At 42.5% G+C, this 16,008-nt stretch carries 19 protein-coding genes; 1 reads left to right on the forward strand and 18 read right to left on the reverse strand.

What is annotated here, in order from left to right; translation table 11 throughout:
* Positions 1–55: 55 nt before the first annotated feature.
* Both mtnN and B9L23_RS15000 read right to left on the reverse strand, forming a co-directional pair.
* Positions 56–754 carry a 5'-methylthioadenosine/S-adenosylhomocysteine nucleosidase gene (gene mtnN / locus B9L23_RS14995; RefSeq protein ID WP_089097937.1) on the reverse strand — a complete coding sequence of 233 codons (699 nt, stop codon included), beginning with the start codon at positions 752–754 and terminating at the stop codon, positions 56–58.
* 23 nt (positions 755–777) lie between these two features.
* Positions 778–1,419 (reverse strand): class I SAM-dependent methyltransferase, encoded by a 642-nt coding sequence (locus tag B9L23_RS15000; RefSeq protein ID WP_089097938.1) that lies wholly within the window; start codon positions 1,417–1,419, stop codon positions 778–780.
* A gap of 307 nt (positions 1,420–1,726) precedes the next feature.
* Between B9L23_RS15000 and B9L23_RS15005 the strand changes: the two genes are divergently transcribed.
* Positions 1,727–1,933 carry a YrzA family protein gene (locus B9L23_RS15005; RefSeq protein ID WP_062753225.1) on the forward strand — a complete coding sequence of 69 codons (207 nt, stop codon included), beginning with the start codon at positions 1,727–1,729 and terminating at the stop codon, positions 1,931–1,933.
* A 28-nt stretch (positions 1,934–1,961) separates the two neighbouring features.
* Here the strand turns inward: B9L23_RS15005 and B9L23_RS15010 are convergent, their stop codons facing one another.
* The 16 genes from B9L23_RS15010 to B9L23_RS15085 form a co-directional block, all read right to left on the reverse strand.
* Positions 1,962–2,570, reverse strand: coding sequence for a YrrS family protein (locus B9L23_RS15010; RefSeq protein ID WP_211278830.1), 609 nt, complete (start codon positions 2,568–2,570; stop codon positions 1,962–1,964).
* Between the two features lie 84 nt (positions 2,571–2,654).
* Positions 2,655–4,433 (reverse strand): peptidoglycan D,D-transpeptidase FtsI family protein, encoded by a 1,779-nt coding sequence (locus tag B9L23_RS15015; protein WP_062752993.1) that lies wholly within the window; start codon positions 4,431–4,433, stop codon positions 2,655–2,657.
* A gap of 48 nt (positions 4,434–4,481) precedes the next feature.
* Positions 4,482–4,958: a transcription elongation factor GreA gene (greA, locus tag B9L23_RS15020; RefSeq protein WP_041269715.1), complete on the reverse strand. Its 477-nt coding sequence runs from the start codon at positions 4,956–4,958 to the stop codon at positions 4,482–4,484.
* A 140-nt stretch (positions 4,959–5,098) separates the two neighbouring features.
* Entirely contained in the window at positions 5,099–5,734 is a 636-nt protein-coding gene (gene udk, locus B9L23_RS15025; RefSeq protein WP_015864590.1) for a uridine kinase, read from the reverse strand.
* 1 nt (position 5,735) lies between these two features.
* Entirely contained in the window at positions 5,736–7,004 is a 1,269-nt protein-coding gene (locus B9L23_RS15030; RefSeq protein WP_015864591.1) for a peptidase U32 family protein, read from the reverse strand.
* Positions 7,005–7,031: 27 nt separating this feature from the next.
* Positions 7,032–7,961 carry a peptidase U32 family protein gene (locus tag B9L23_RS15035; RefSeq protein ID WP_062677182.1) on the reverse strand — a complete coding sequence of 310 codons (930 nt, stop codon included), beginning with the start codon at positions 7,959–7,961 and terminating at the stop codon, positions 7,032–7,034.
* Positions 7,958–8,611 (reverse strand): O-methyltransferase, encoded by a 654-nt coding sequence (locus B9L23_RS15040; RefSeq protein ID WP_081188051.1) that lies wholly within the window; start codon positions 8,609–8,611, stop codon positions 7,958–7,960. The genes B9L23_RS15035 and B9L23_RS15040 overlap by 4 nt, the downstream gene beginning before the upstream one ends.
* Before the next feature lie 139 nt (positions 8,612–8,750).
* Positions 8,751–9,845, reverse strand: coding sequence for an endolytic transglycosylase MltG (gene mltG, locus B9L23_RS15045; RefSeq protein ID WP_062752997.1), 1,095 nt, complete (start codon positions 9,843–9,845; stop codon positions 8,751–8,753).
* A gap of 119 nt (positions 9,846–9,964) precedes the next feature.
* Positions 9,965–10,252: a DUF1292 domain-containing protein gene (locus B9L23_RS15050; protein WP_015864595.1), complete on the reverse strand. Its 288-nt coding sequence runs from the start codon at positions 10,250–10,252 to the stop codon at positions 9,965–9,967.
* A 14-nt stretch (positions 10,253–10,266) separates the two neighbouring features.
* Positions 10,267–10,683: a Holliday junction resolvase RuvX gene (gene ruvX, locus B9L23_RS15055; protein ID WP_015864596.1), complete on the reverse strand. Its 417-nt coding sequence runs from the start codon at positions 10,681–10,683 to the stop codon at positions 10,267–10,269.
* A 3-nt stretch (positions 10,684–10,686) separates the two neighbouring features.
* Positions 10,687–10,953 (reverse strand): IreB family regulatory phosphoprotein, encoded by a 267-nt coding sequence (locus B9L23_RS15060; protein WP_015864597.1) that lies wholly within the window; start codon positions 10,951–10,953, stop codon positions 10,687–10,689.
* 67 nt (positions 10,954–11,020) lie between these two features.
* Positions 11,021–13,654 (reverse strand): alanine--tRNA ligase, encoded by a 2,634-nt coding sequence (alaS, locus tag B9L23_RS15065; RefSeq protein ID WP_015864598.1) that lies wholly within the window; start codon positions 13,652–13,654, stop codon positions 11,021–11,023.
* Positions 13,655–13,982: 328 nt separating this feature from the next.
* Positions 13,983–15,044 (reverse strand): AI-2E family transporter, encoded by a 1,062-nt coding sequence (locus tag B9L23_RS15070; RefSeq protein WP_089097940.1) that lies wholly within the window; start codon positions 15,042–15,044, stop codon positions 13,983–13,985.
* Between the two features lie 103 nt (positions 15,045–15,147).
* Positions 15,148–15,282 (reverse strand): YrzQ family protein, encoded by a 135-nt coding sequence (locus tag B9L23_RS15075; protein ID WP_015864600.1) that lies wholly within the window; start codon positions 15,280–15,282, stop codon positions 15,148–15,150.
* A gap of 12 nt (positions 15,283–15,294) precedes the next feature.
* Positions 15,295–15,486, reverse strand: coding sequence for a hypothetical protein (locus B9L23_RS15080; RefSeq protein ID WP_015864601.1), 192 nt, complete (start codon positions 15,484–15,486; stop codon positions 15,295–15,297).
* Positions 15,487–15,501: 15 nt separating this feature from the next.
* Positions 15,502–15,975, reverse strand: coding sequence for a PRC-barrel domain-containing protein (locus tag B9L23_RS15085; RefSeq protein ID WP_081188045.1), 474 nt, complete (start codon positions 15,973–15,975; stop codon positions 15,502–15,504).
* Between the last annotated feature and the right edge of the window lie 33 nt (positions 15,976–16,008).

A 16,008-nucleotide genomic window follows, 5' to 3' on the forward strand; every position in this document is an offset into this window, starting at 1 on the left:
GTTTGTCACTCCATTTCTTTACAAATATAGATCGAGGAAGGAATTCCTTCCTCGATTATTTTTGCAGCGATGACACGATGGACAGGACTAAATCAGCTGAATGTTTGGCGGCAGTATCTAAAAATTGCTCAAATGATACATCGGATTCTTTGCCGGCAATATCGGACAACGCCCGAATAATGACAAACGGAACGGCAAATTGCGTACATACTTGGGCAATTGCCGCTGCCTCCATTTCAACAGCGCATAAATCCGGAAACTTGCCGCGGACAAATTCAACGCGCGCCGGATCGTTCATAAACGAATCGCCGGTCGCAATGAGTCCGGTTACTACTTGAATATCCTTGATTTGCTTCGCGTTTTGCTCCGCGATCTTTACTAATGTTTCATCCGCTTTATAACGCGCCGGCATTCCCGGCACTTGGCCATACTCATAGCCAAAGGCCGTCACATCAACATCATGATGTACTACTTCATTGGAAATGATGACATCCCCAACATTTAGCGTGGATAAAAAGCCACCCGCTGAACCGGTGTTAATGACATAATCTGGACGGAATCGCTCCAATAAGATCGCTGTTGACATCGCTGCGTTTACTTTTCCGATTCCCGATTTCAACAGAATGACATCGGCACCGTTTAAGCGTCCTTTTGAAAATTCGCAATTAGCGATCACCGTTTCTTCCCGATCTTCTATTTTGTCGCGCAAAATCGTTACTTCTTCTTCCATTGCACCAATAATCGCTATTTTCATTTATCTCCCTCTTTCTGCTTTTTTTACTGCTTCACCGCTTCCATCACCCATACAAACGCATTCTTTTGCGTAAACGCGACGGTAAAGCCATTTTCCTCAAATAGTTTTGTTAATACATCAAGCGTCGTATAATACTCCCGTTCTAGGTCATCTGCTAAATGATGAAATCCGCGCTCCCTTGCCTCTTCCACCGTGCGCTGAAATGCTTGGCGATCGCGAAATACCGTATCGGCAAACACTATTTTATCACCTTTTTTTAATAGATTGCCATACTTGGCGATTGCCTCCCCTTTTTCCTCGTCAGTGAGATGATGAAATGCATAAGTGCTAACAATGGTATCAATCAGCTTAGGAGGAAGAGGAAATTGTAAAAAATCCCCGTCGATAATCGATACGTTGTCTCCAAGCTTTTCACGCGCTTTTTTCCGCATCGGTTCAGACGGCTCAATGCCGTATACTGTTTTTCCTTGTTCCAACAGCTTTTTCGTTAAATTTCCCGTTCCGACGCCAAATTCAAGTACAACGCTTCCCGCTTTGCTGGCAACTGTATTTAAAATATCTTCATAATTCGCAAACACTTCACGATATTCTTCATCATATCCTTCGACAGATTGGTCATAGGAATCTGCCCATTCTTCAAACAAATCAAGAAATTCTCTCCCCATTTGATGTCACACCCCATAATTTTTATAATTCCTATGAATATACTATGGTTTTTGTCTTAAATCTGTTCTCAATGTATCATAAGTTTTTATTTTCTTCAATGAAAATATAAAATGCAACAAGCTTATAGTCTCCGACAATCGAAAAATATATGGTTCTTTGCACTTGTTATCAAGAAATTTTTCGACTGTCGGAGGCAAGTCGATGACTTGCCTTCGTCAGTCGAAAAAATAGATCACAAGAAGCAGAATTTATAGATAATGCTGCTGAAGTTTGCTACACTTGGCGGTGAAAGGAGGAATGATGGATATGAATATTTCCCTTGATCTCATTGAAGATAAAATCGAATTTTTTGAAGCAGATGATTTGCAGACACTAGAGAAAAAAATTAACGAACAAATTGAACATAATAAAGCGCTATTGCTTCATGTCCACCACGTTTCCCACCAAATGCATATGGCGGAAAACGGAAAGCGGTTTTACAGCGCAGTGGTTCACTTTAAGGCGAAAAAATAAGCGGATTTCCCGTAAAAAGGAAATCCGCTTATTTTCTTAATTTCTGCACTTTCGTCGGTTTCCATCCTTGGTTTTTCACCCATTCAATATATACTTTGTAATACTGTGCTTTATCTCTAGTAGAGATCGTTGCTACAGCTTTATTCGGTCCGTTGTTGCCGATAAACCAAACAATCATATCGGATTGGGAAAGGCCGGTCGCATAACTAACGGCGTCTAACATTTCCTTCCAATCCACAGAATCTTTCTTAAACTGGGTGACATGTGGTTCAGATTGTGTCGTACCAATCGGCTGCCATGCAGGATTCACAATTTCTGTTTCTATATTCGACCCAGGAGGCCCTGGAGTTTCTATCACTTCTTGCTCTTCTTCGCTCGTTTCTTCCTGATCTGTTTGCTCGCTTTCTTCGTCTTTCTCTTGTTGTTCATTAATCTCTACTTCCACTTTTTTTTCGTCACTATCTTTTTTGACTTCTGTCTTTGGCTGTGGCTTTGCTGCTTGTTCGCTCGATCGGCCGTCATCGGAAAACAAATTCCATGCGATAACGATAATGAACAAAACTACTATGGCAATCGCTGTATTGAGAATACGATTGATTTTACGGCGCTTTGCCCGCTGTGCAAAACGCTGGCCCATTTCGTTTGCCAACCGTTTCACCCCTCCTTCGTATAGCTGTTCTTATTGTATCAGATGATGCTCCTCTAATAAACAGTTTCGTTGTTATCGCCAATTTCTGTCCCTATTGTCAAATTCATATATTTTCTGAACAAGATCATAAAATACATCGTTTGTCACCGTCTGTGAGCCGGGACAGTCCAACTCTACGACAACGAGCGCGTATCTCGGTTCATCGGCAGGAAAATAGCCGGCAAACCATTTATTAACCAACTCTTCATTATGGGACATTTTCCCTGTTTCCGCCGTTCCCGATTTTCCGGCTACCGCATATGGAAGTGACTGAAATCGGCGTCCTGTGCCGCGTTCATCAACAACCACTTTTCTCAATAATTGCTGCAGTTTACTCGCAGTGACAGGAGAAATCGGCTGTTCATCGGAAAAAGGCTGCTGTGGAAACGTAAAAAAGGTGGTGCCGTTTTTATATAAAACTTTACTTACTGCTCTCACTTGCTTTGCCTCGCCATTTCGCGCAATGGTGGCCATCATATTGGCAACCGCAAGCGGCGATACACGCACATCTTTTTGCCCGATCGACGTTTGTGCCACAGCAAGCGGTATACGCTTATCTTTGGCATCGTGCCAGATCGTTCCCTTTCGTTCTTCTGGAAATTGCTCAAAATTGGTCTCATGATATACATCTCCTTGCCATCCTGAAAGCGGATATAATCCCAGCTTTTTTGCATATATTTCAAGAATGTCAGGGTCTTGTTGAACGAGTTTTTTTCCAAGTGTCGCAAAGGCGTTGTTGCAGCTTGCGGCAAAACTTTCTTCAAATCCTAGCATTCCGTAAGAATGAGCATCATCAGGCGTCACTCCGTCTATTTTTTTACTGCAATCAAACGTTGTTTGTTTGGAAACCATTCCTTTTTCTAGCGCTGCTGCCGCAACAACGGTTTTAAATATCGATCCAGGGGTTTGCGGCAAAATCATTTGATTTTCCGCTCCGTGATTTTTATATGGATTTCGAGGATCCATATCAGGGCGGCTAACCATGGCAAGCACACTATTCGTTTCGATGTCCAACAATACAATGCCACCTTTTTTCAAATGATGCTTTCGAACAATGGTTTCAGCGATTTGCTGCAAATCACGATCGATCGTCGTTTGAACAGAAACAGGATAAAATGGATTGCCAGGATCACTATACTTCACATTAATCCCAAATAAAGGGCCGCCTTCCGCATCGACATGATACAACAGTTTCGTTTCCCCCTCCGGGATTAAAAATTCGTCAAACGCCTTTTGCAACCCATGAATTCCTACTTCAGTATGTGGCGAAAGATTCCGTTTTGGATAACGGGAACGCAAAAGCTGGGTGTCCGTGCGGGTAAAACCAATTAAATGTTGTGCATATGTTTTCTCAAGCGGATGCTGTTTTTGAACCGCAAACACACCAGGAATATGTAATTGATTAATTTTTTCCATTTGTTCTTCTTTCAACACAAATGGAGTACCATCAATGGTAAAAATAAACGGTTCTTTTGCCTTTTCTAGTTGATCGATAATGATATGAGGAGAAATATGGAGGATTTCTGCTAATTTTTCGACAGGCCACTCCATCTTCTTTAAAAAAGGAAACAAAACAAGAGAAGGAATATACTCATTCGTAAGCGGCTTTCCGTGCCGATCAATAAACGTTCCCCTTCCATTATCAATGACCATTTCTTGTGTTCGTTGTTCGATGCTTTTTTCGATCAAGTTGACTTTTTTATTCGAAAACGACTCTGTGCTAATCAGTTGAATTTGAACAAGCCGCCCGATAAGAAGAAAAATTCCAATTTGAATAATAGAAAGTATAACCATTGTTCGTTTTTTCCACATAAAAAAACACCTCATCTTCATTTTCGACGAGGTGTTTCGTTTTAAAACCTATTTTACTGCAACAATTTTGACAAGCATTTCGCCTCCTGGCGTTTGTACCGTAACTTCTTCCCCAACTCTTCTGCCAAGAAGCGATTTTGCAATTGGAGAGTCGTTGGAAATTTTTCCTTCAAACGGATCCGCTTCTGCGCTTCCGACAATCGTATATGTTTCTTCTTCCCCATCTGGAAGTTCGATAAACGTAACCGATTTTCCTAGCGAAACCACATCTGGATTTTCGGTGTCCTCTTCGATAATAACCGCATTGCGGATCATGTTTTCAAGCGTTTGAATTCGCGCTTCTACAAATGCTTGTTCATCTTTTGCCGCATCGTACTCGGAGTTTTCCGATAAATCACCAAATCCACGGGCGATTTTAATGCGTTCTACTACTTCTTTTCGCTTTACTGTTTTTAAATACTCAAGTTCCTGTTCCAGTTTCTCTTTTCCCTCTTTTGTCATTGGAAATTGCTTTTCGTTTGCCATCATGCTTCACTCCTCTATATACTTTCTTTATTGTTGTTATGATGCAAAAAATGTGTTTATGTAAAACGTACGAACAACAAAAAAAGTTGCTCGTACGCTTACTTGTTATTATAAATATTTATTTTGTTTATGTTATGTTATTATAAAAACGATTTTTGTTCAAGAATTGTGCGAATTTTTGTAACCATTAAATCAATGGCTACATGATTGTGGCCGCCTTCCGGAATAATAATATCGGCATAACGCTTCGTCGGCTCCACAAATTGATTATGCATTGGGCGAACGACGGAAACGTACTGTTCGATCACCGACTCCAGCGTACGGCCGCGCTCATTAATATCACGGAGCAAACGGCGAATAATGCGAATGTCCGCATCCGTATCCACATATACTTTAATATCCATTAAGTTGCGCAATCGCTCATCCTCTAATACAAGAATCCCTTCTAAAATAATAACATCTTTTGGCTCAACGTGAATAACTTTATCGGATCTCGTATGAAGCTTGTAATCATAAACTGGCTTTTCGATCGGCTCATACCGCAATAATTTGTGAATATGTTCGATCAACAAATCGTTATCGAACGCAAGCGGATGGTCATAATTCGTCCGCAGCCGCTCTTCAAACGGGAGATGGCTTTGATCTTTATAGTAAAAATCTTGCTCAAGCACTAAAATCGAGCGATCGCCAAAATGCTCATAAATCGCCCTGGCCACACTCGTTTTCCCCGATCCGGACCCGCCAGCAACACCGATGACAACAGGCTTCTTCCCCATGTTAGATCTCCTTTCTCATCATGTTGTATGGGAAGACTTCTCGCTCTACTTTAAACTTGACAATTTGCAATGGATGGCGTGCAGCATCTAACTCGTTTCCATCTTCGTCCCAAATTTTTTCCACTACTTGTGTGAAGTTTTCAATTTCCGGTCCAAAAAATTCGACTTCATCTCCCGGTTTAAAAAAGTTGCGTTGTTGTAATGTGACGATCTTCGTTTCTTTATCATAATCCAGTACAAGACCGGCAAATTCATGGCTTGTTTTTCGGCTATGAGAACCGTACATATGATCTGTATAGCCCGGCATTCCTTCAAAGAAAGATGGAGCCGTATCGCGGTTGGCACATTTATCCAACTCTTTTATCCATTCTTCGCGAATGACAAAATTGTCTGGGTCGGCGCAATAGGCATCGATTACTTTGCGATAAACACTCACGACTGTCGCCACATAATGGATCGATTTCATCCGCCCCTCGATTTTCAAGCTGTCGACGCCTAATTCAATCATCGTTGGAATCGCGCGAATTAAATTCAAATCTTTTGCGCTCATCGCGAACGGTGCATCATTTTCATCAAACAACGGTATTTCTTTATCCCCTTCTAATTGGTATAAATCGTAATCCCAGCGGCATGATTGACAGCATCCCCCGCGGTTGGAGTCGCGTGCTGTCATATGGTTGCTTAATACACAGCGGCCGGAGTACGCGGAACACATCGCCCCATGAATAAACGCCTCAATTTCAATATCGACTTTTTCTTTAATTTCCCGAATTTCTTCCGCGGTCGTTTCGCGTGCGAGCACCACGCGTTCCAATCCTTCTTCTTTCCAAAATTGAACTGCTTTCCAGTTTGCCATCGACTGCTGCGTACTCAAGTGCACTTCTAATTTCGGCGCCACCCGACGCGCCGTTTCGATAATAAGCGGATCAGCGACAATAATGCCGTGAACACCTGCTTGTTCTAGCGCCTGCAAATATTCTTCGAGCCCGGGAATGTTTTCGTTATGTGCATAAATGTTCGCTGTCACATACACTTTTGCGCCATATTGGTTCGCAAAGCGCACTCCTTCCGCAATTTCTTCAAGCGTAAAATTGTCGGCGTTGGCGCGTAAGCTATATTCTTGTCCGCCGATAAATACCGCATCTGCTCCATAATGCACGGCGATTTTTAGCTTTTCTAGGTTGCCGGCTGGAGCGAGAAGCTCGGGCTTCTTCACAATCACGCGCTTGCCGTTAATGACCTCGGAAATTTTATCGTTTTTTAACAGCATCCGACTGCTCCTCCTTTTCTGTTTGTATTAGTAAACCGTTTCTTTAAAGAAAAATCCGGTATCCAACGGGCGATGTTTTGGCTGGATCGCTTCGATTTTCGCCAGCAGCTCATCCTTTTCTTCCTCGTATTGCTTCCGATTTTCGGCACATAAATCAATGGCGCGGCGATATAGCTTTGTCACTTCCGTAATATAGTCTGGCTGATGCAATACTCCATCAATTTTGAAGCTGTCGATGCCTGCATCCACCATCTCACTAAGCTCATCAATAATGCAAATATCGTTCGGGCTCATAATATGTGTGCCGTTTTCGTCTTCAAAAATCGGGTATTTACTATCGCGCTCTTTATCATACAAAAACATGCCTTTTTCATATTTTTTTCGTTCGATTTCCATTACTTTTCCTTGATATTCGAAATAGTTTCCAATTAAAGAGCGTTTAGATTGATACATGCAAGTCATCCCGTGCACTTGCACTTCAATTTCTACTTCGGCGTGCTCTTTAATTTCTAAAATCGCATCCATATTTAATTCCCGGGCGAGGACAGCACGTTTCGCTCCTTTCCGCCCCCAATAATTGCACGTATACCAGTTTGTTGCCGTCGTTTCTGGATTCCAATGCAATTTCATATGAGGGGCCACTTCACGTACAGTCATTAAAACCGCCGGGTCGCCAAAAACAATCGCATCCACGTCTGTATCAGAGAGAAACTTTATATAATCGCCAAGTTCGTCCACCTTGTCGTTATGGAAAATTGCATTCATCGCAACATATACTTTCATGCCATATGAACGGGCAATCTTCACCGCCTCTGCCACATCCGCACGGGAAAACTCTCCCGCTAGGCGCAGACCGTAACGCTGCTGGCCGATCATCACCGCATCAGCGCCGGCATTGGCTAAATCATGTATATGAGAAACGCTCGTCGGCGTCACTAATAATTCTGGTTTTTTCATTGCTTTTCACCTCTTTTTCGTGATATGGCGATCCCATCGCCGATCGGAAGAATGACTGTTTCGTAATCAGACCGCCCGATAAGCCATTCGTTGTAGCGGCGAATTTTCGACACTAACTGGCGAATCCGTTTATTTTCAACCGGTTCTTCGGTTGCGACAAGCCCCTTGAATAATACGTTATCCGTAATGATTAGGCCGTTTTCTTGCAATAGCGGCTCATACATTTGAAAAAAACGCTGATATTGCCCTTTCGCCGCATCGATAAAAATGACATCAAACGGGGCATATTTTGCGACATCGTTGTATACGTTCAGCGCATCGCCGAAAATTACGCGAATTTGCTCGCTTGTCCCCGTTTTGTTTATATAAAAAAGCGCGCGTTCATATCGCCCTTGATCCCGCTCAATGGTCACGATATTTGCATCAGGAAGCGCTTTTGCCATGCGAATGGCGGAATAGCCAATAGCAGCGCCGATTTCCAAAATACGCTTCGGCTTAGCAATTTTTAATAATTGCAGCATCATTTCAATTCCGACAACCTCCATAATCGGAATATGATGCTGCTTGGCGTAACGCTCTATCTCTTTTATTTGCTCATCCCGTTCAGGGATAAACTGTTCAAGATAATGTGCTACTTCTTTTGATATCAAAAGAGCCCCTCCTCGTAAAAATAAGAGTCACATAAGGACTCTTATTACAGGGTGGTGATTGATAACTTTATATATACTACCATAAAACATGCGAAATGCGAAATATTTTTGCTCCTGCTCCAGCGATTCACATATCATTCTATTGTTTTCCAATGTATTTTTCTTTCTCGCGATTATGTTCTTCCAATGTCTTTGTAAAAATGACATCCCCTGCTGGTGTGGCAAGAAAATACAAATAATCGGTTTTCGCAGGTTTCAGTGCCGCTCGAATCGACATTTCCCCAGCGTTCGCAATCGGTCCGGGAGGAAGTCCTTTATGAATATACGTATTATAAGGAGATTTCACTTCTAAATCTTTATAATAGACGCGATCTTTATGTTTACCAAGCGCATATAAGACAGTAGGGTCTGTCTGCAACGGCATGCCTATACGGAGACGGTTGTAAAACACGCTCGCGATTTTTTCGCGATCTGCCTTTTCTGTCGCTTCTTCTTCAATTAAGGAAGACATGGTTAAAAGCTGATGTGTCGTCATGTTCATTTCTTTCTTATCACGTTCATACTTTGCTAATACTTTTTCTGTTTTTCTTAACATCGTTTCCACAATCTCCGCAATAGAAGGCTTTTTTTCATGAAAGGAATAAGTAGCAGGAAACAAATAACCTTCTAGTGGGTAGCGTATATTTTTATTTAAAATATCTTTGGATAAAATGGACGGGTATTTTTGAATAAGATTTTCGATATATTTGCGGTCATTTAATTGTCGAAGCACTTCTTCTTTCTTATACCCTGTTTTCTCCGCAATAATAGCAGCAATTTGCGTAATTTGCGTCCCTTCCGGAATAGTCAGCTTTAACCCCTTTTTTTCTGTTACTTTTCCCGTTTTTAAGACGGCAATAATATCTTCCATCGACATGGATCGATTTAATCGGTATTCTCCCGCTTGAAAACCAACATGGTTTTTCAACTTCACGTAATAGCGAAACACCAATGAGCTTTTAATTAGCTGTTTTTCTTCTAACATATTGGCAATATCATTAACAGAAGAGCCGATCGGTATCGATATATGAACAGGAGTGCGGTCATCCGGATCAACGGGTTGTAACGCTGATTTTATATAGAAATAGCTTCCTCCTGCTATAGCGATGCATGCGATAAAAACAGCGATGCAAACAATCAACACAATCTTTCGTACAATTTGTGCATCTTTTTGAAAAAATTGGTCATTATACATGGAAAACCTCCTTTCACTCGTGATATTATACTACAAACTTTCACATTTTTCGCTATCCTCCTGCTTTTTTCTACAAAAAAAAAGATGGCCCATCTATCATCGGCCATCTTTGTATTTTCTTATTCTTCATCTTGTTCGGCGCAGAACGTATTCCATACCTCTTCAATCATTTCCCATTCTTCTTCTGATTCAATCGGCAACAATTCTCCTTCTTGCTCTCCCTCTCCTGGAATAAATGCCGACACATGAATTTCCGTTTCTTCCTCATCTTCAAATTCTGCGCCTACCGGATAATAAAACACATAAGATTTTCCAAAATCCTCTGATTCAAACGTAAACAATATTTCACACAATTGTTCGTTGCCGTTTTCGTCGACAACAGTAATATGTCGATCTCCGTGTTCCATATTTTCTCCTCCATTTACTGTTTGCTGTCAAGATATGACTGTAAAATAACGACAGCCGCCATTTTATCGATGACTTGCTTTCGTTTTTTCCGGCTGACGTCAGCGGTGATTAACATCCGCTCCGCTGCCATTGTGGACAAACGTTCGTCCCACAATATAACAGGAAGCGAAAATTCGCTCTCTAATAATTTGGCAAAGCGCTGACTCGCCTCTGCGCGCGGTCCGACTGTACCATTCATATTTTTTGGAAATCCAACGACGATCGTATCGACTTCGTATTCATCAATAATTTCCCGGAGCCGTTTTAATCCATATTCTCCGCGTTCCTCATCAATCGAAATCGTTTCAATGCCTTGCGCAGTCCAGCCTAATTCATCGCTAACGGCCACCCCAAGCGTCTTTGTGCCTAAATCAAGTCCTAATACACGCATACGTTAATCCTTTCGCTGTCCTTGTAAATAAAATTTCACTAATTCTTCAATTAATTCATCGCGCTCCACTTTTCGAATTAACGTCCGGGCATCTTTATGACGAGGAATGTAAGCAGGGTCGCCAGATAGTAAATAACCGACAATTTGGTTAATTGGATTGTACCCTTTTTCTTGAAGAGCGTCATACACCGTTAACAACACTTCACGAATATTCGTTTCGGCCGGCTCTTCAGAAAAATGAAACTGCATGGTTTGGTCAAATGAGCTCACCGTTCCACCTCTCTCCGTTCTGGCATCTCCCTATCTTACATCCATTGTACACTATCTTTGCCAATTATCAAACGGATTTTATCCATTGTTCGACATATTGCAAGGCTTCTCCGACTTTGCTTGGGTCCTTTCCGCCTGCCTGCGCCATGTCAGCTCGGCCGCCGCCTCCACCTCCGCAGCGAACGGCAACTTCTTTAATCAATTTTCCGGCATGATATCCCTTTTCAATTAAATCATTTGTAATTCCGGCGATCAAGTTTACTTTTTCCCCTTGTACAGCTGCTAATACGATAATCGCCGATCCTAATTTTTGTTTTAGTTCATCCACCATTGTGCGCAAATGATTCATGTCATTGGCATTTACTTTGCTTGCGAGCACAGGAATTCCGTTTACCTCTTTCACTTTGTTTACAAGGTTGGCTGCTTCCATGTTTCCGAGGCGTGCCGCAAGTGATTCATTTTCACGCTGCAATTGGCGGATCTCATTCATTAACGCATCAATGCGGTTAACAATCTCTTTCGGATTCGTTTTTAATTTTTGTGCGACTTCTTGCAACAAGGTGATTTGTTCATTCATGAAGCGATACGCCGCTTCGCCTGTCACGGCTTCAATCCGGCGAGTGCCTGCGCCAATACCCGATTCAGAAACGATTTTAAACAAACCGATTGCCGAAGTGTTTGGCACATGGCAGCCTCCGCAAAGCTCTAAACTGTAATCGCCTACTTGCACGACACGGACGATATCCCCGTATTTTTCGCCGAATAAAGCCATCGCCCCCATCGCTTTTGCTTCCGCAAGCGGCTTATAGAAAATCTCGACAGGAATGCTGCGCCAAATTTTTTCATTGACAATCGCTTCGATGCGTTCTAACTCCTCTGGTTTTACTTGTCCGAAATGCGAGAAGTCAAAGCGCAAGCGGTCTGGGGCGACTAGCGATCCTGCCTGGTTGACGTGTGGCCCGAGCACGTCTTTTAACGCTTGATGCAACAAATGGGTCGCCGTATGATTTTTAATAATGCTCGCCCGTTTCGCCTCATCGATTTGCGCTGTATATGTTTCTCCTTTTCTCAACGTTCCTTTTTCGACAATGATATGGTGCAGGTGCTGCCCGTTTGGCGCTTTTTGGACATCTTTTACAAACGCTTTTGTCGTTTCATTTTCAATCCATCCCTGGTCAGCGATTTGACCGCCGCTTTCCGCATAGAACGGGGTTACATCCAATATAATTTGCGCTTCTTCTCCTTCTTTCACCTCATTGACAAGCTGGCCGTCTTTTACGATAACGGCGACAGTAGATTGCGCATGAAGCTGATCGTAACCGACAAACTCGCTTTCTGTTTTGATATCGCCAAGCACACCGCCTTGTACTTGCATCGAATCAACATCTTGGCGAGCAGCGCGAGCGCGCTCACGTTGACGTTCCATTTCCCGTTCAAATCCGTCATGGTCGACTTCCATTCCTTCTTCATGCGCGTATTCTTCCGTTAGTTCAACTGGAAAGCCGTAAGTGTCATAAAGGCGGAACACATCTTCTCCGGAAATGATATTGCTTCCGCGCTCTTTTTCTTTTTGGATGACGCTTGCTAAAATCGCCAATCCTTCATGAAGCGTTTCATGGAAACGCTCTTCTTCATTTTTGATGACTTTTTGGATAAACGCCGCTTTTTCTTTTACTTCTGGATAGAAGTCATTCATAATTTCGCCAACAACTGGCACCAACTCATACATAAACGGACGTTCAATATGAAGTTGTTTTGCATAACGAACCGCGCGGCGCAACAGACGGCGCAATACATATCCACGGCCTTCATTAGATGGAAGCGCTCCATCGCCAATCGCAAACGTGACCGCCCGAATATGGTCGGCAATCACTTTAAATGCTACGTCTTTTTCCTTATCGACACCGTATTTTTCCCCGGAAATTTGTTCTGTCGCGCGAATGATTGGCATAAATAAATCTGTTTCAAAGTTGGTTGGCACTCCCTGCAAAATCGAACACATCCGCTCTAGTCCCATGCCTGTATCAATATTTTTCTTCGGAAGCGGTGTATACGTGCCGTCTGGGTTATGGTTGAATTGCGAAAATACCAAGTTCCAGACTTCTAGATAGCGGTCATTTTCCCCGCCTGGATACAACTCTGGATCATTTGGGTCATTTCCAAACTCTTCGCCGCGATCATAGAAGATTTCTGTATTCGGTCCGCTCGGTCCTTCTCCGATATCCCAGAAATTTCCTTCCAAACGAATAATGCGTTCTTCCGGAAGGCCGATTTCTTTATGCCAAATTTCAAACGCTTCATCGTCTTCCGGATGAATCGTTACAGACAACCGGTCCGGATCAAAGCCAATCCATTTTTCGCTTGTTAAAAATTCCCACGCCCAATGAATTGCTTCTCGCTTAAAATAATCGCCAATCGAAAAGTTTCCGAGCATTTCGAAAAATGTGTGGTGGCGTGCCGTTTTTCCGACATTTTCAATGTCGTTTGTACGGATGGACTTTTGTGCGTTACAAATGCGCGGATTATCCGGAACTACGCGGCCATCAAAATATTTCTTTAACGTAGCAACACCGCTGTTAATCCACAACAATGACGGATCATCGACAGGAATGAGCGATGCACTCGGTTCAACCGCATGGCCTTTTTCTTTGAAAAAATCTAAAAACATTTTCCTTACTTGTGCGGAAGTAAGCTTTTTCATCATGATCCTCCCTTTCTTCGCCGTATTGAACTTGAATATAAAAAACTCTCATCCCCTTCAGGGACGAGAGTTACGCTCGCGGTACCACCCTGTTTATGAACGGCAAGCCGTTCATCACCTCAAACGCCGTAACGTGGCTATTACGTCAGGTTTTGCCTGCGCTCCGGATTAGCGTTCTGTTACCCTTCATCTGGAATTTCTTTCAGCCGCGGAAATTCCTCTCTGTGCGCGAGCACGCGCTTTAAGATGGACTGTAACATACTCGATCCGTCATCGCGTTATGTATTCGCTTTTTCATTGAAGATTATAGACAAGCTGCATTTATTTGTCAATGTGGTTGATAATGTTCTTTCCAATGAAGAAGAGCCACTTTTAATACGGCAAGAAGCGGAACAGCAACAATAAGGCCAAGCACTCCTGCGATTTCCCCGCCAAAAAATAAAGCAAACATAATCGCGAGCGGATGCATATGCAAACTTTTTCCGACGATGAGCGGCGATAAAATATTTCCTTCTAAAAATTGAAGAAGAAAAATAATAACAGCGACAATAAGCACCATTTTTGGCGAAACGGTAGCTGCCAAAATCACGGCGGGAATCGCCCCAATCACTGGTCCAAAATATGGAATAATATTCGTTGCCCCAATAATAAACCCGAGTAAAAGCGGATAATCCATACCAGCAATCCATAAAAGAAATGCGGCAACACTTCCAATTAATAACCCTACAAACAATTGTCCGCGTATATAGTTGCCAAGAGATTCATCTACATCTTTTAAAAATGCGATCCCTGGTTCGCGCCATCGTTTTGGAGTAATGTACCATACTGCTTTTTTCAATTGATCGATATCTTTGAGCATATAAAAAACAATAAACGGAATGAGCAAAAACAACATCGCGGAATTTACAATCCCTTTTACGCCATTGATCACCATTGTTAACGCATTCGCTGCTGTTTGTTCCAGCTGTATAAGCATTGCTTCAATTCTTGTATGAATTTCCATTGGCCATGCCGATGTTTGATTATGAATTTGTTTTGTCCAGTTCCGATATGTCTCTATCAATGCCGGCAAACTTTCGCTTAAATCTTTTAGCTGTTGAATAAACAGCGGAATTCCTTTATAAAGCCCATACCCAATTCCACCGAAAAAAAGAAAATAAATGAACAAAATAGCCGCCCAGCGCGGAATGCCTTTTTCATGAATGTATTCCACCAATGGATGCAATAAATACGTAATAAACGCGGCAATAAAAAACGGAATGAGTGCAGTAGCGAATAAATCAACAACCGGCAGCCATACTTCTTTCATGCGAATAACTAAATAAATAATGATCGTAACAAACAGCCATTTGCCAACACGAATGATGGACAGCCATTGCTTCTCTCCCATGGCAACACCCCCCTATCGTTAGTGTGGGTGCAGAAAACGGAATTATACAAAAAAGCACCGACTCCCGTAAGAAATATCGGGAATCGGCACTTTGTACTTCTTGCTAACGAATGGCTTTCGCCACACGGCGGCGCATTTTTTTCATGGCACGATTGTTCATCAAACCGTTGCGTTGTGCAAATTGGTAAGCAGCAACTCCTAATCCTAACGCTAACAGAGAGGTCATTGTGCGATTCATGCTCGTTCCCTCCTAAAATTGGATCGTGCGCTCATGTTCATCAAACAAGTCATCTAGCGAGCTTAACGTTCCGTCTTCCTCGACTTGATGAGCATGAATAATTCCCTTCGAAACAGAAAGCTCGATAAAGCAATCCCAACAATAATATTGGTTGACACCAATTTTCCCTAAATTTTTACTTTTACAATTTGGGCAAATGAGCACAAACAGCCACTCTCCTTACATGGTCGTGTTTACAATAACCGCTTCTTCCCCTACCGTAAAAGGGACAGCGTCTACTCGCTTTTTTCCTTCCGTCAAATCGGCAAAAAAACCGTCTGTGATCTCATATCCTCCGATTATGCCCAATTGCCCATGAAAATATACATCTTCTAATAATCCGAGTTTTTTCCCATCCGCGGTAATCACCGGTTTTCCGGCAATTCCCCGCTCGCCGTAAAGAGAGTAGCCATTTTGGAAAGAGGAGAACGATTGTAAAAGCGCAGCATCATAAACGACAACTCCATCCGCTCCGATCGCTTGGATGCCGTCAAGCGGAAGATATCGATGGCGCGCAAACCATCCTTTGCTTTCCACGATAAATCCTTGAACTTTCCCCGTATTGGTAAAACAAATATCACTTATTTTTCCAACAGTGTTTCCCGTTTTTTGTTCATATACGGGAAGACCTTTTAGATGTGAAAATGTCCGCAAAGATCTCTCCACCTTTCCAGACATGTTTAGCTT

The organism is Parageobacillus galactosidasius (assembly GCF_002217735.1).
GTDB lineage: Bacteria > Bacillota > Bacilli > Bacillales > Anoxybacillaceae > Parageobacillus_B > Parageobacillus_B toebii.

Bases quoted from the DNA above. Each gene is read 5' to 3' on its own strand.
- mtnN (WP_089097937.1), bottom strand. From the start codon at position 754: ATGAAAATAGCGATTATTGGTGCAATGGAAGAAGAAGTAACGATTTTG.
- B9L23_RS15005 (WP_062753225.1), top strand. From the start codon at position 1,727: ATGAATATTTCCCTTGATCTCATTGAAGATAAAATCGAATTTTTTGAA.
- B9L23_RS15000 (WP_089097938.1), bottom strand. From the start codon at position 1,419: ATGGGGAGAGAATTTCTTGATTTGTTTGAAGAATGGGCAGATTCCTAT.
- B9L23_RS15035 (WP_062677182.1), bottom strand. From the start codon at position 7,961: ATGAAAAAACCAGAATTATTAGTGACGCCGACGAGCGTTTCTCATATA.
- greA (WP_041269715.1), bottom strand. From the start codon at position 4,958: ATGGCAAACGAAAAGCAATTTCCAATGACAAAAGAGGGAAAAGAGAAA.
- udk (WP_015864590.1), bottom strand. From the start codon at position 5,734: ATGGGGAAGAAGCCTGTTGTCATCGGTGTTGCTGGCGGGTCCGGATCG.
- B9L23_RS15030 (WP_015864591.1), bottom strand. From the start codon at position 7,004: ATGCTGTTAAAAAACGATAAAATTTCCGAGGTCATTAACGGCAAGCGC.
- B9L23_RS15070 (WP_089097940.1), bottom strand. From the start codon at position 15,044: ATGGGAGAGAAGCAATGGCTGTCCATCATTCGTGTTGGCAAATGGCTG.
- B9L23_RS15050 (WP_015864595.1), bottom strand. From the start codon at position 10,252: ATGGAACACGGAGATCGACATATTACTGTTGTCGACGAAAACGGCAAC.
- B9L23_RS15010 (WP_211278830.1), bottom strand. From the start codon at position 2,570: ATGGGCCAGCGTTTTGCACAGCGGGCAAAGCGCCGTAAAATCAATCGT.
- B9L23_RS15015 (WP_062752993.1), bottom strand. From the start codon at position 4,433: ATGTGGAAAAAACGAACAATGGTTATACTTTCTATTATTCAAATTGGA.
- ruvX (WP_015864596.1), bottom strand. From the start codon at position 10,683: ATGCGTGTATTAGGACTTGATTTAGGCACAAAGACGCTTGGGGTGGCC.
- mltG (WP_062752997.1), bottom strand. From the start codon at position 9,845: ATGTATAATGACCAATTTTTTCAAAAAGATGCACAAATTGTACGAAAG.
- alaS (WP_015864598.1), bottom strand. From the start codon at position 13,654: ATGAAAAAGCTTACTTCCGCACAAGTAAGGAAAATGTTTTTAGATTTT.
- B9L23_RS15075 (WP_015864600.1), bottom strand. From the start codon at position 15,282: ATGAATCGCACAATGACCTCTCTGTTAGCGTTAGGATTAGGAGTTGCT.